Origin of the sequence: Streptomyces sp. YGL11-2, from assembly GCF_050054615.1 — a bacterium.
Classification (GTDB): Bacteria; Actinomycetota; Actinomycetes; order Streptomycetales; family Streptomycetaceae; genus Streptomyces.
In genome coordinates this window covers 36277-50402 of sequence record NZ_JBNHIN010000053.1, presented here as the reverse complement: position 1 = coordinate 50402, position 14126 = coordinate 36277, and the positions used below count along the sequence as shown (strand labels likewise).

Sequence of the window (14126 nt, the reverse complement as noted above, 5' to 3'; positions counted from 1 at the left end):
CCGCGTCTGGCCCGACCGGGCCACCGCCCGCGCCGAGGTCTTCGACTTCATCGAGACGTTCTACAACCGCCGCCGCCTGTGCAAGCACAAAGTCTTCGGCTACCTCCCCCCAGCCGAGACCCGACAGCGGCACCACGACCTCGCGGCATAGAAATCGAGTGCCCAAGATCACGGGGAAGCTTCACCCCCAGTACAGCCGCAACATCACACACTCGCGATCCCTTTCGTGGACGACGCGAACGAGATGCTGACGCCAACTGTCAATACCGAACAAGCGGAATAACCGACTCAGTTCCCAATTAAACCAACCCCTGATGGTGATCGTGCATCACAGGGGCGCACCGTAATCCCTGTGCGCCGCATTCGCAAAAGCCCGCACGTCGGCCTGACTCTCAGTCAAGCCTGCTACGCCGTGCGGGGCTTGCTGCGGCGCTGGACCGGCCCCAGGACCATCCGTGGCCGGAAACTCACCCGAGCCGGGGCCGAAGCACCGCTGAGTGCGGCCCAGTTGGCACCGGCCGGGACGCCTCGGGGTTGCCGGTGCCGGCAGCCCGGAGACTCCCGTCATCACAGGTCACACGGCATGTCTTCGCCGTCAAGGCGCCTGCGGGCGGCGACCGTTCGGCGGATCCGGCTTCAAAGTTTGGGCACAAGTTGCACACATTCCCCTCTTCAGACGGGCTCCGATGGTCTACATTGACGCTGCTTCACATGACACGAGGCGACAAATCATGATCTTTGGGTCCGGCGCTACGGACAGCCAGCGGTCGCGTGCCCGGCGCCAGACGTGGGGGTGATCAATTCCTGGAGCCCGAGAAGGGGCCTTGGGTGTGGGGAGCACCCGAGGTTTCGACGGGTTTCCGCGCACCTCGAAAGTCCGGCAGGACACGCGAGTCCGCTGCCGCCTGGACGGGGTGTTCACGTAGCGCCGCAACAGCCGGGATGCCATTCGCAGGGGGCGGGGGCTTCCCCGGGGGAGGAACAGCGCGGCGCGGGGGGCGGGGGCCTCCCGAGGAGAGGAACAGTCGGGGGGCGCGGGCCTCCCGGGGGGAGGAACCGTGTGGAGCGATCACGTCGAGCCCAGTGACGACCCGGGGGGGTCTGTGCAGCAGGGGGAATTGGTCAGCCCGTTTCTGTCGGCAGACGGGCGTCCGGTGAACGGGGCGATCAGCCAGCCCGCGATCGACTGGGAGCAGCGGTACCGCCGTACCGTGATCACCAGCGATACCGTGGCCACCGCCTTCGTGGTGGCGGCGATCGGCAAGTTCTTCGGGGCCCGGGACGCGGCCAACTGGCATGAGAAGTGGGGAATTCTCGCATTCTGCACCGAGCTGCTGGTGCTGGGGGCGCTTGCGGTGAGCCGGTCGTGGGCTCCGGCCGTGCTCGGCCAGGGCGCCGAGGAATTCCGCCGGCTCGGACGCTCACTGTTCACGGCGACCGTCGTACTGGCGCTCGGCGGGATCGCCCTCGCCTCGCGCAACATCAAGCTCTGGATCTTCGTCGCGATACCCGCGATCGCGCTCATCACCATGACCGCGCGGTATCTGCTGCGCCTCTGGCTGCACAAACAGCGGAAGGAAGGACGGTGCCTGCGGCCGGTGCTCGCTGCCGGGAGCCTGGCCACCGTGCGCGACCTGATCACCCGAACCCGCAAGTTCCCGCACCTCGGCTGGCGGGTGGATGCGGTGTGCACAACGAATGGTCTCGGGCTCGACGGTGACCAACTGGACGGAGTGCCGGTCGTCGGCCGACTGGCCGACGTCGCGGGCCACGTCCGCCGCGACGGCTACCGTGTCGTCGCGGTCACACCGGACCCGCACTGGTCACCGGACCGGCTGCAGCGGCTGGCCTGGAACCTCGAAGGCAGCGATGCCGAGATGGTCGTGGCCCCCGTGCTGATGGAGGTGGCCGGCCCAAGGCTGCACGTCGACGCGGTGCTCGGGATCCCGCTGCTGCGGGTCAGCATGCCGACCTTCACCGGGGGCCGCCGGGCGGTCAAAGAGGTCGTCGACCGGATGGGCGCAGCAATCCTGCTGATGCTGTTCGCGCCGCTGATGGTGTGCGTCGGGCTGCTCGTGCTGGTGGACAGTCGGGGTGGCGCGTTCTACCGCCAGCGCCGGGTCGGCAAAGACGGCCGTGAGTTCACCATTCTCAAGTTCCGCACCATGGTCGCCGGGGCCGACCTGGCACGAGCCGAGCTGGCCGACCGCAACGAGGGTGCAGGGCTGCTGTTCAAGCTCCGCCGGGACCCGCGGGTGACCCGGGTGGGAACGGTGCTGCGCCGCTACTCGATCGACGAGCTCCCGCAGCTTTTCAACGTGCTCACCGGATCCATGTCGCTCGTCGGTCCGCGGCCTCCGCTACCGGAGGAGTCCGCCGCGTACGGCCCGGACATCCGGCGGCGGCTGCTGGTCAAGCCCGGACTCACCGGCCTGTGGCAGATCAGCGGACGCAGCGACCTGCCGTGGGAGGAGGCCGTCCGACTGGACCTGCGGTACGTGGAGGACTGGTCGCTCGCCCTGGACACAGTGATCTTGTGGAAGACGCTGCGTGCGGTGCTCCAAGGGCAGGGGGCCTACTGATGCGCGGGGGACAGCGACGTCGTACGGCCGGCGCACGGACCGCAGGCCGAAGGGGCCTGCCTGGGGGGAGGAACGGGTCATGAGAGTCAGCGTTTTCGGGCTCGGCTACGTGGGCTGCGTGTCGGCCGCGTGCCTGGCCAGCATGGGTCACGAGGTCATCGGGGTGGACGTGAACCAGGTGAAGGTCGACCTGGTCAACGACGGCAAGGCCCCGGTGGTCGAGGAGCGGATCGGCGAGCTCATCGCCGAGGTCGTGCGGACCGGAGCGTTGCGCGCCACCGACGACGTCCGCGAGGCGATCGCGGGCAGCGAGGTGTCGCTGGTCTGTGTGGGCACTCCGTCGGAACCCAACGGCAGCCTGTGCACGGCGTACTTGGAGCGGGTCACCGAGCAGATCGGCGCCGCACTGGCGGATCGCAGTCGGCGCAGCGGGCGGCACACCGTCGTGTTCCGCAGCACCATGCTCCCGGGCACCTGCCTGAACCTGCTGGTACCGATCCTGGAGAAGTACGTCGGCGGCACGGCCGGGGTGGACATCGCAGTCGCGGTCAACCCGGAGTTCCTGCGCGAGGGCACGAGCGTGCGGGACTTCTTCGACCCGCCCAAGACCGTCATCGGCGAGCTCGACCCGGCAAGCGGCGATGCGGTGGCGGCGCTGTACGAGGGCTTGCCCGGCGAGGTGTTCCGGGTGCCGGTCCCGACGGCCGAGGCGATCAAGTACGCGGACAACGCGTTCCACGGCCTCAAGATCGGCTTCGCGAACGAACTGGGCGCGGTGTGCCAGGCACTCGGGGTGGACTCGCACCAGGTGATGGACGTGTTCCTGGCCGACCGCAAGCTGAACATCAGCCCCGCCTACCTGCGGCCCGGCTTCGCCTTCGGTGGCTCCTGCCTGCCCAAGGACCTGCGCAGCCTGGTCCACGCGGCGCAGCGGGCCGACGTCTCGGTGCCCATCCTCGCCCATGTGCTGCCCTCCAACTCCGACCATCTGCAGCGCGCGGTGGAGTTGGTCGAGCGCACCGGCAAGCGCCGGGCGGGCCTGTTCGGGCTGTCCTTCAAACCCGGCACCGACGACCTCCGCGAGAGCCCGCTCGTCGAGCTCGCGGAGAGGCTCTTCGGCAAGGGTTACGACCTGCGGATCTACGACGCCAACGTGAGCCTCTCCCGGCTGCTCGGCGCGAACCGCGAGTACATCGAGACCCGGCTGCCGCACCTCGCGCAGTTGCTCGCGGACTCCGTCGACGAGGTGCTCCAGCACGCCGAGGTGTGCCTGGTCGGGACCAGGGATCCGGCCGTGCTGTCGGCGCTGCCCCATGGCGACGGCCCGGTGATTGTCGACCTCATCCGCCTTCCCGACGCCGAGACGCGCCGGGCCGAACCGGGGTACATGGGCCTTGCTTGGTGACACATCGTTTGGTGATAGGGCCAGCGGCGACGGGGCGGCCCGGCGCGCGCTGATCCTGGTCGAGAACCTGTCGGTGCCGTTCGACCGGCGGGTGTGGCAGGAGTGCACGACACTGCGCGACGCGGGCTGGGAGGTGCACGTCATCTGTCCCCGGGGGGAGAAGCGGGACACGGAGCCGGAGGCGGAGATCGACGGGGTGCGGATCCACCGCTACCCGTTGCGCGCGGCCACCGGAGGGCCGGCCGGCTACCTGCGGGAGTACGGATCGGCGTTGTGGCACACGGTCCGGCTGGCCCGGAAGGTCGGCCCGGTCGACGTGGTCCACGCCTGCAACCCACCCGACCTGCTCTTCCTCCCGGCACTGTGGCTGAAGCGGCACGGCGCGCGGTTCGTCTTCGACCAGCACGACCTGGTACCCGAGCTGTACCTCTCCCGGTTCGACCGAGGCGAAGATCTGCTCTACCGCGCCGTGTGCGCGCTGGAACGGCGGACCTACCGGGCCGCGGACGTCGTGCTCGCCACGAACGAGAGCTACCGGGACGTCGCGCTGCGCCGTGGGGGCAAGCGGCCGGCGGACGTCTTCGTGGTGCGCAGCGCGCCTGCCGTCGACCGGTTCCAACCGGTGCCGCCCGAGCCGGAGTTGAAGCGCGGCACGCCTCATCTGCTGTGTTACCTGGGCGTCATGGGCCCGCAGGACGGCGTCGACTACGCCTTGCGGGCCCTCGCGAAGCTGCGCGACGAGCTCGGCCGGACCGACTGGCATGCGGTGTTCGTCGGCGCCGGCGACGCCTTCGACGCGATGGTGGAACTGTCCCGGCGGCTCGGGCTCTCCGAGCAGGTGCAGTTCACCGGGCGGATTCCGGACGCCGACCTGGTGCGCTACCTGTCCACCGCGGACGTGTGCCTCTCCCCCGACCCACGCAATCCGCTCAACGACGTGTCGACCATGAACAAGGTCCTGGAGTACATGGCGATGGGCCGGCCCATCGTCTCGTTCGACCTCCGGGAGGCGCGGGTCTCCGCCGGTGACGCCGCCGTCTACGCGCCCGCCAACGACGAGGCCGAGTTCGCCAAGCTCATCGCGCTGCTGCTGGACGATCCGGAGAAGCGGGCCCGGATGGGCAAGATCGGCCAGGAGCGGATCGGCGGGCCGCTCTCCTGGCGGAACTCGCAAGCACAGTTGCTCGCCGCCTACGCCGCTGCCTGCCGTGACCACACTCCGGTGTCGGCGGGCGACCGTACCAGGCAGGGAGGAGGCCCCGCCGTTGAACGATGACACGATACGCCTGGTCACGATCGGGCGGATCATCCGGAGGCGCTGGCGGCTTCTCACCGTCCTCGCCGCGGTGGGTGCGCTCGTCGGCTACGGCACCTCCCTGCTGTTTCCACCGAGTTACACGACGTCGGCATCGGTACTGCTGCCGGGGCAGTGGGAGGAGCGTGCGCTGCTGACTCAGGTGGACATCGCGACCAGTTCGTCAGTGGTCGACCGCGCGGCCGCCGCGCTCGGCTGGAGGGGCGTCAGCGGCGGCGAGCTGCGGGATCGGGTGAGCGCCACGGCCGCCGACGGCAACATCATCACGATCTCGGGCACGGCCGACACCCCGGAGCGCGCGCAGCAACTCTCCGACCAGGTGGTCCAGCAGTTCGTCACCTTCGCCGCGCGGATCGCGGGCGACAACACCGACCCCGAAGCGGCGTCGCGGCCCGAGGCACTGCGGCAGATGGTGGCGCAGACCAGCCGCCGCATCACCGAGCTGGCCGATGCGGCCGATCCGGGGCAGACCGTGGAGAGCGTGCAGACCCGCACCGAACTCGCGAATCTGCGCACCGCGCTGCAGGAGGCCGTCAACAAGCTGGACCAGGCCGACCCGGCCGCCACCAAGGCCAACATGGTCGTCATGGGGCCGGCGGCCCGGCCCGCCGGCCAGGCAGCGCCGACGAGGCTGCAGCTCATCGTCGCCGGGGCACTGCTGTTCTTCCTGCTCACGGTCATCGGCCATCTCACCGCCGCACGGATGAGTCGACGACTGCGCGCCGAACCGGAGATCGCCGCGGCGCTGGGCTCGACGCTGCTGGGTACCGTCGACGTGCCTGGTGAACGGCCTGTGCACCGGCCGGAAGGCCGTGGCCCGCGGGCCCGGATCCGCCGGCTGCTGGGCGTCGACGTCCGGTGGGACATACCCACCCCGCAGACATCCGGCGACGAGGCCGGCAGGCAGCTCCGCTACCGGCGGGTGTGCGCCCGTCTCCGGGACCAACTGCCGGTCCCCCGGCGGCTGCTGGTTGTCGTCCCGGACGGCGACGAGATCGCCCGCCGGGCCGCCTGGCAGCTCGTCGCCGAGGCCGAGAGCGACCCCTCCCCAAGCTCTTCGGGCAGGGGCTACCCCGTGCTGCAGGTCGTGGGGGTTTCGGTGGACCGGCCGATGGTGCCGGATCGCGACAACGAGTCCGGTGCCCTGGTCGTGCTCAGCGCGGGCAGTTGGACCGCAGGGGAGCTCGCCGGCATCGCCGAGGCATGTGCGGACGCCAAGCACGAGGTCGTTGGCATCGTGCTCGCCGGCACGGTCTGGGCCCGTCCGACGCGGTCTGCCGGCCGTCCTCGGGAAGCCGCCACGCCGGCGCTCGCGGTGGGCCACGACGTGACGGGAGGTTCAGGGTGACGACGAGTACGACGTCGGAGTCGACTGCCGCCGCTCCGCTGCTGGACCTTCAGGCGCTGGTGGTGGCGGTGCGGAGGCGGCGCCGTTTCTGGTGCTCCGTGGCGCTGCTGGGGCTGCTCGTCGGCGCGGCGGTGGCGGTCCTGATGCCGCCGCAGCCGAGCGCGGTGACCAAGGTGCTGGTCGCGCATCAGGCGGACCAGCCGAACGACCCCGGGACGCTGATCCGCACCGACGTCGCGCTGCTGCAGACCACGCGGATCGCCGGTAAGGCACTGCAGTCCCTCAAGTCCCGGGAAAAACCAGAGGACTTCATGCAGGAATACGGGGGTACCGGCTTGACCAACAACCTGCTGCAGATCAATGCGACAGGCCACAGCGACGCGGAAGCCGTGGCCCGCGCCAGGGCGCTGGCCGATGCCTTCGTCGCGGACCATGTGAGGCGGATACAGGACGCCGCGAACGCCCAGGCCAAGACCCTGCTCGACCAGCGTGACCGAACGCGGGACGAACTCGCCCAGGTCAACAAGGAGATCGGAGACGGATCACCGAAGAGCGGGCCGAAGGCGTCGGCGAACCTGGAGTCGCTCTTCGCCCGCCGGGCCGAACTCACCTCGCGGATCACCGATTTCGGCCAGCGCGCCGCGGAGGCGCGCATCGGCACGCCCCAACTCATCGCGGGCACACAGATCGTGGACGCCCCGCACGCGGTGCGGCACTCCCTGCCCAGGACCGCCGCCACCAACGCCGCGATCGGGCTCGCCCTCGGACTCGTCCTCGGGCTCGCGGTCGCCGCGGTCGGCACGGTGGTGGCGGACCGCCCCGTGCTGCGCCGGGACATCGCGGCGAACCTGGGCGCCTCGGTCATCGCGGAGCTGCCCCGCCGGTCGGCCAGGCTGTGGCGGCGCCGACGGATCCGGGCGGCACGCGAACGGCTCACCGCGTCCCTGGCCCGCACCGTGCGCAGCTCCGCGGAACCGGTGTCGCTGCTGGAACTGGGCTGTGCGCGCAGCACGAGCGTGATCGCCCTGGACCTCGCCGGGGCACTGGCGGCGGAGGGGCCGGTGGTCATCATCGATGCTCTGCCCGGCCCGCAGCTCGCGGGCCGCCGCCCGAAGCCAGGAGACCCGGCCGTGGTCAGCGGCGAGCGTGCCGCGGCCGTATCGCACCAGCAGCGCCGGCTCGGCGTCGGCTCGGTGGCGCCCGGCGCCGCGTGGACCGACCTCCCGTACCTCGGCACGCAGACCGTGCTCGTCGTGCGTGCCGGGCACGGCAGCGCCGCATGGCTGCACACCGTGGCGCGGCAGCTCGCGGACCAGCACATTCCGGTGATCGGTGTGGTGCTGATCGACCCCGATCCGCGTGACCGGACCGACGGCACGCTGTGGGACGGGCTGCACACCGCGCTGCGCGGCCAGGACGAGCGGCTGGCCCGACAGAACCGGGCGGGCCGGCGGCGGACGGAGCGGCTGCCGATGTGGGCGGCGCGGGTCCCGGACGGCAACCAGGAGGCGCGGTAGGACATGTGTGGCATCGCAGGCACTTACCGATGGCCGGACGGGAAGGCCGTGACCGACCGGCTCACCGACACCCTCGCCCACCGCGGTCCGGACGGCGCGGGCCGGTACAGCCACCCCGCCGGTGACGGCGAAGTGCACCTCGGGCACCGCCGGCTGGCCATCGTCGACCTGTCCGAGACCGGCGCCCAGCCGATGGCCTCGGGCGGCCTCGTCCTGACGTACAACGGCGAGCTGTACAACGCGCCCGAGCTGCGTGCCGAGCTGGCAGCCGCCGGGGTGCGCTTCCGCGGTACCTCCGACACCGAGGTGCTGCTGGAGGCATGGCGGCGCTGGGGCACGGACTGCCTGCCCCGGCTGCGCGGCATGTTCGCGTTCGGCATCTTCGACGAGCGAACCGGTGAACTGGTGCTCGCCCGCGACCAGTTGGGCATCAAACCGCTGTTCCTGCTCCGGCGCGGCGAGGGTCTGGTGTTCGCCTCCGAGCTCAAGGCACTTGCCGCCGTGACCGGCGGGTCGCTGGAGGTGGACCATGCGGCGCTGGTGGCCTCGCTGCTGTACTACTGGGTGCCGGACTCACGGTGCGCGCTCCGCGAAGCGGAGAAGCTGCCGCCGGGGAGCTGGCTGCGGTGCCGGCCTGACGGCCGGGTGGAGCGCGGCCGGTTCTGGCACCTCCGGGACGTCGCCGCCGAGGCCCGGGAGCGGGCCCGGGCCGGCGAGCGGCCGGATATCGCTGCCATCGTCGAGGAGTCGACTCGGCGCCACCTGCTCTCCGACGTACCCGTGGCGACCTTCCTCTCCGGCGGGCTGGACTCCAGCTATCTGACCGCGCTGGCGGCCCGCGACCGACCCGGGATCTCCGCCTACACGATCGGGTTCCGCGCCGAGGACGCCAGGTTCGAGGCGATGCCGGACGACCTGCGCCATGCCCGGCGGGTGGCCGAGCGGTTCGGCGTCGACCTGCACGAGATCGAGATCGCTCCGAACGTGCTCGACCTGCTGCCGCAGATGACGTACCACCTGGACGAGCCGATCGGCGACCCCGCCGCGATCAACACGTACCTGATCTGCTCGGCCGCCCGGGAGGCCGGGGTCATGGTGATGCTCTCGGGGATGGGCGCCGACGAGCTGTTCGCCGGTTACCGCAAGCACCTGGCCAACCTGATCGCACTGCNCGCCCGGGAGGCCGGGGTCATGGTGATGCTCTCGGGGATGGGCGCCGACGAGCTGTTCGCCGGTTACCGCAAGCACCTGGCCAACCTGATCGCACTGCGCTACCAGCGCGTCCCACGGCCCCTGCGGCGCGGCCTGTCCCGGGCCGTGGACCGGCTGCCGGTCGCCACGGCCCGCCGGGGGTACCGGTCGGTGCGCTTTGCGAAGCGGTTCCTCTCCTTCGCCGATCTGCCGGAGGAGACCGCGTTCCGGCGCAGCTACACCCTGTACGACAAGGACGAGTTGCTCGCCCTGGTCGATCCGGACCTGGCCGGGACGGTCGAGGACGTGCTGACCGAGCACGCGGACATCTATCAGGACAACGACCTCGACGACTTCGTCAACCGCATGTGCCTGGGCGACGCCCGGATGTTCCTGCCGGGCCTGAACCTCACGTACACGGACCGGTCGAGCATGGCCGCGTCGACCGAGGTGCGGGTGCCGTATGTGGACGTCGAGGTGGTCAAGGCGGCGTTCGCCGTGCCCGGCGATCGCAAGATCGTCGGACGACAGGGCAAGGCCGTCCTGAAGGAGGCGGCCACCTCGATCCTGCCCCGGGAGATCGTCTACCGGCCCAAGGGCCTGTTCAGCGCCCCGCTGCGCGCCTGGATGAGCCGGGATCTGGCACCGCTGGTGCGCGAGGTGGTGCACGACGGCGTGCTCGTCCGTTCCGGGTTCCTGCGCCGCGACGCGCTGGCGCGGCTCGTCGCCGAGGACGCCGCCGGGCAGCGGGACTTCTCCAAGCATCTGTGGCATGTGCTGACCCTCGAGTACTGGTATCGCGGCGCGATCTCCGGGTCCGGCCGGAGCGCTCGCTCGACGGCGTAGAAGACGGCGTAGAAACAAGGGGACTTCGGGTGAAACAGGTTGTGCAGAACTACAAGAGCGGCGAGCTGACGGTGCTCGACGTACCGGTGCCGGGGTGCAAGCCGGGCGGTGTGCTGGTCCGCAGCGCCTACTCGCTGATATCCACCGGGACCGAGCTCATGAAGGTGTCCGAGGCCGGCATGTCGATGCTGGGCAAGGCCCGCTCCCGGCCGGACCAGGTGGCCAAGGTCATGCAGAGCGTGGCCACCAACGGGGTGCCCGCCACCTACCGCAAGGTGATGGGCAAGCTGGACTCCTACACACCGCTGGGCTACTCGCTGTGCGGGGTGGTCGAGCAGGTCGGCACCGGGATCGACGAGGTGAAGGTCGGCGACCTCGTGGCCTGCGCCGGCAACGAGCACGCGTTGCACGCCGAGCTGAACTGGGTGCCGAAGAACCTCTACGCCCGGGTGCCGGACGGCCTCGCGCCGCGGCACGCGGCCTTCGGCACCGTCGGGTCGATCGCGTTGCAGGGCGTCCGCCGCGGCGAGCCACAGCTCGGCGACGTGGCGCTGGTCATCGGCCTCGGGCTGATCGGGCAGTTGGTGGTACAGCTGCTGGCCGCCTCGGGAGTCCGCGTCGTCGGGGCCGACCCCGACCCGGTGCGCTGCGAGCTCGCCGAGCGTCTGGGCGCCGCGGCCGGCGGCGATCCCGCCTCCGCGGCCGTGGAAACCGCCGTCGCCGAGCTCACCGGCGGTCACGGCGTGGACCAGGTGTATCTGGCCGCCGGCGGCGGCAGCAACCAACCGGTCGAGCTGGCCGCCCGGCTCTGCCGGGACCGCGGCCGGGTCGTCGACATCGGCAAGTGCCGCCTGGACCTGCCGTGGAACGCGTACTACGAGAAGGAGCTCGACGTCCGGTTCTCCCGCTCGTACGGCCCCGGTCGCTACGACCCGGAGTACGAGCTTGAGGGGCGGGACTACCCGATCGGCTACGTGCGCTGGACCGAGCGCCGCAACCTGGCGTGCTTCCTCGATCTCCTCGCCCGCGGCAGCGTCGACGTGGAGCCCCTGGTCTCCCACGTCGCCGACTTCGATGACGCCGTCGCGACGTACCGGCGCCTGAAGGACGGCGACCTGAAGGCCGTGGCTGTGCTGTTCCGGTACCCCGACCGCCCCGGCCAAGCAGCGGAAGCGGAGGCCCCGACGGTGGCCGTGCCCGCGGTGACCGTACGCAGCGGCACAGCACCCACCCCGGCGCGGTCCGCCAAGGCGTCGGTGCGGCTGGCGTTCGTCGGCGCGGGAAACTACGCGACGTCGATGCTGCTGCCGCACCTGGCGCAGCGCGACGGCGTCGAGTTGTCGACCGTCGTCACCACGACGGCGCTGTCCGCGGCCAACGCGCGCCGGAAGTTCGGCTTCGCCGAGGCGACCACCGATCTCGACGCCGTGCTCGGCGACCCGTCCGTCGACGCGGTGTTCGTGGTCACCCGGCACAGCTCGCACGCCGAACTGACCCGGCGGGCGCTGCTGGCCGGCAAGGCGGTGTTCGTGGAGAAGCCCCTGGCCCTCACCGAGGACGAACTCGCCGGCGTGCTCGCGGCGGTGGAGGAGTCCGGCAACGACCGGCTGCAGGTGGGCTTCAACCGCCGGTTCGCTCCGCTGCTGAATGAGGCCAGGAAGCGGTTCGGCGCCCGGACCGGTCCGGCGAACCTGCGCTACCTGGTCAACGCGGGCCGGCTGCAGCACGGCAGCTGGTACCTCCAACAGGGCACCGAGGGCTCGCGGTTCACCGGCGAGGGCGGGCACTTCATCGACACGGCGAGCTGGCTGCTCGCGGCCGACCCGGTCTCGGTGTACGCGGTCGCCACGTCCGGCAACGAGGGCGGCGGTGACATCCAGGCTGTGCTGCGCTACCCGGACGGGTCCACCGCCACCCTCAGCTACGTCACCACCGGCGCGCCCGGCTTCCCCAAGGAGACGCTGGACCTGGTCGCGGACGGCAAGGTGCTGCGGCTCGACGACTTCGTCCGTGCCACTGTTGTTTACGGTGGCCGCCGCAAGCGGTGGGTCAGTTCGCGGCTGCCCAAGGCCCGGGACAAGGGCCAGTCCGCCGAACTGGCCGCGTTCATCAAGGCCGTGCGGACCGGCGGGCCGATGCCGGTGCCGCTGGAGTCGCTGGTCGCCACCACGGCGGCCACCCTCGCCGTGCAGGCCGGCCTGGCCGGCGGCGCCCCGGTGACGTTGGCGAGGGCGCGATGACGGTGAGCTCGGGGAGTGCGGGCTGGTACCTGCGGCGGCTGTCCCGGATGGGACCGCGGGAGGTCGGCGGCCGGGTGGGCGACGCGCTGCGCAGGCGGCGGTGGCGGTCGGCGCGGCCCCACTGCCCGAGCGTGACCGGCGCCCGGTTCACCGCGGTACTGCCCGCCGGAACGATCGCCTCAATACCTCCGGACGCCGCGAAACGTCTCATCGCCGAGGCGGACCGGCTGATGGCCGGGCACGCCGAGTACTTCGGGGTGGTCCGCGACGACCTGGCCGACCCGGACTGGTGGTACGACCCGAAGACCGGGCGCCGCGCGCCGTGGGGCTACGCCTTCGACGTGCCGTACCGGAACGAGGACGCGGTCGGGGACATCAAGCAGATCTGGGAGCTGTCCCGGCACCAGTACCTCACCGTGCTCGCCGCCGCCTACGCGATCACCGGGAACGAGCGGTACGCCGAGCGCGTGGCCGAGCACCTGCGGTTGTGGTGGGCGGCCAACGCGCCGCTGCGCGGAGTGCACTGGACCAGCGGCATCGAGTTGGGGATCCGGCTGCTGTCCTGGGTGTGGATCCGCCGGCTGCTCGACGGCTGGCCGGGCGTGGCCGGGCTGTTCGAGGGCAACCCGGTGGCGCTGAACCAGATCTGGCATCACCAGCGCTGGCTGGCCGCCTTCCCCAGCCGGGGGTCTTCGGCCAACAACCACGTCATCGCCGAGGCCGCCGGGCAGTTCGCCGCGGCCTGCGCGTTCGGGTGGTTCCCCTCCTCGGCACGTTGGCGGGCGGGCGCGCTGCGGTCGCTGGAGCGGCACCTGCGCAGCAACACCTTCGCTTCCGGCCTCAATCGCGAGCTGGCCACCGAGTATCACGGACTTGTGCTGGAGCTCGGCCTGGCCGCGGTGGCCGAGGCGGATGCCGCCGGGGTGCCGCTCCCCGCGTCCGTCCGGCTGGTGCTGCTGCGGATGACCGACGCGCTCGCGGCCGTCGTGGACAGCCGGTTGCGGCCGCCGCGTCAGGGGGACGCGGACGACGGTCACGGTCTGGTCGTGGACGGCGCGGGCACCGACCGCTGGGCCTCGCTGCTGGCCACCGGGGACGCCGTGTTCGGCCGGCTCGCCTGGTGGCCGGAAGTGACCGGCACCGATGTGCGCACCCCGCTGCTGGCCGCACTCGTCCGGCCGTACGCGAAAACCGGCACCGCACCGGCCGTGACCCGACCGGCAAGCCGACCGGCCCACTTCGCCGACGCGGGCATGACCATCCTGCGCGGTCCGGCGGAGATCTGGTGTCGCTGCGACGGCGGTCCGCACGGGTTCCTGTCCATCGCCGCGCATGCCCACGCGGACGCGCTGTCCGTGGAGGTCCGGCACGACGGGGTCGACGTGCTCGCCGACCCGGGGACGTTCTGCTACCACGGGCAGCCCGCCTGGCGGCAGTACTTCCGGTCGACCCTCGGCCACAACACCCTGCAGCTGGACGGCGATGACCAGTCCGTCTCCGGCGGCCCGTTCCTCTGGACGCGGCATGCCCGCAGCCGCGTCCTGGCCGCGGACACATCCGGCGCCTCCAACAGGGGGACGGCCCTCTGGTGCGCCGAGCACGACGGTTACCAGCGCTCCGTGCACCGCCGCCGGGTGGAACTGACCGCCGCGAGCCAGGAGTTGCGGGTGGTTGACGAGGTG

The 14126-nt window shown here is 71.3% G+C and carries 7 protein-coding genes and 1 pseudogene; all 8 read left to right on the top strand.

Annotated elements, in window-relative coordinates; translation table 11 throughout:
- The first annotated feature begins 1103 nt into the window (after window positions 1-1103).
- Window positions 1104-2582, top strand: a complete 1479-nt coding sequence (locus ACO1BR_RS36305; protein WP_426799373.1) for a sugar transferase — start codon at window positions 1104-1106, stop codon at window positions 2580-2582.
- A gap of 79 nt (window positions 2583-2661) precedes the next feature.
- On the top strand, window positions 2662-3987 hold the full coding sequence (locus ACO1BR_RS36300; RefSeq protein WP_426799372.1) for a nucleotide sugar dehydrogenase: 1326 nt from the start codon (window positions 2662-2664) through the stop codon (window positions 3985-3987).
- Window positions 3977-5256, top strand: a pseudogene (locus ACO1BR_RS36295) (glycosyltransferase family 4 protein). The gene ACO1BR_RS36300 and the pseudogene ACO1BR_RS36295 overlap by 11 nt, the downstream one beginning before the upstream one ends.
- Window positions 5253-6650: a Wzz/FepE/Etk N-terminal domain-containing protein gene (locus ACO1BR_RS36290; protein ID WP_426799371.1), complete on the top strand. Its 1398-nt coding sequence runs from the start codon at window positions 5253-5255 to the stop codon at window positions 6648-6650. The pseudogene ACO1BR_RS36295 and the gene ACO1BR_RS36290 overlap by 4 nt, the downstream one beginning before the upstream one ends.
- Complete coding sequence (locus ACO1BR_RS36285; RefSeq protein WP_426799370.1) at window positions 6647-8167, top strand: Wzz/FepE/Etk N-terminal domain-containing protein; 1521 nt, start codon at window positions 6647-6649, stop codon at window positions 8165-8167. The genes ACO1BR_RS36290 and ACO1BR_RS36285 overlap by 4 nt, the downstream gene beginning before the upstream one ends.
- Window positions 8168-8170: 3 nt before the next feature.
- Window positions 8171-10204 (top strand): asparagine synthase (glutamine-hydrolyzing), encoded by a 2034-nt coding sequence (asnB, locus tag ACO1BR_RS36280; RefSeq protein ID WP_426799369.1) that lies wholly within the window; start codon window positions 8171-8173, stop codon window positions 10202-10204.
- Between the two features lie 29 nt (window positions 10205-10233).
- Complete coding sequence (locus ACO1BR_RS36275; protein ID WP_426799368.1) at window positions 10234-12444, top strand: bi-domain-containing oxidoreductase; 2211 nt, start codon at window positions 10234-10236, stop codon at window positions 12442-12444.
- A partial coding sequence (locus tag ACO1BR_RS36270; protein WP_426799367.1) for an alginate lyase family protein occupies window positions 12441-14126 on the top strand: 1686 nt, incomplete at its 3' end. The genes ACO1BR_RS36275 and ACO1BR_RS36270, both read left to right, overlap by 4 nt.

Excerpts from the sequence above, each read along its gene's own strand:
- ACO1BR_RS36300 (WP_426799372.1), top strand. The coding sequence starts at position 2,662 with ATGAGAGTCAGCGTTTTCGGGCTCGGCTACGTGGGCTGCGTGTCGGCC.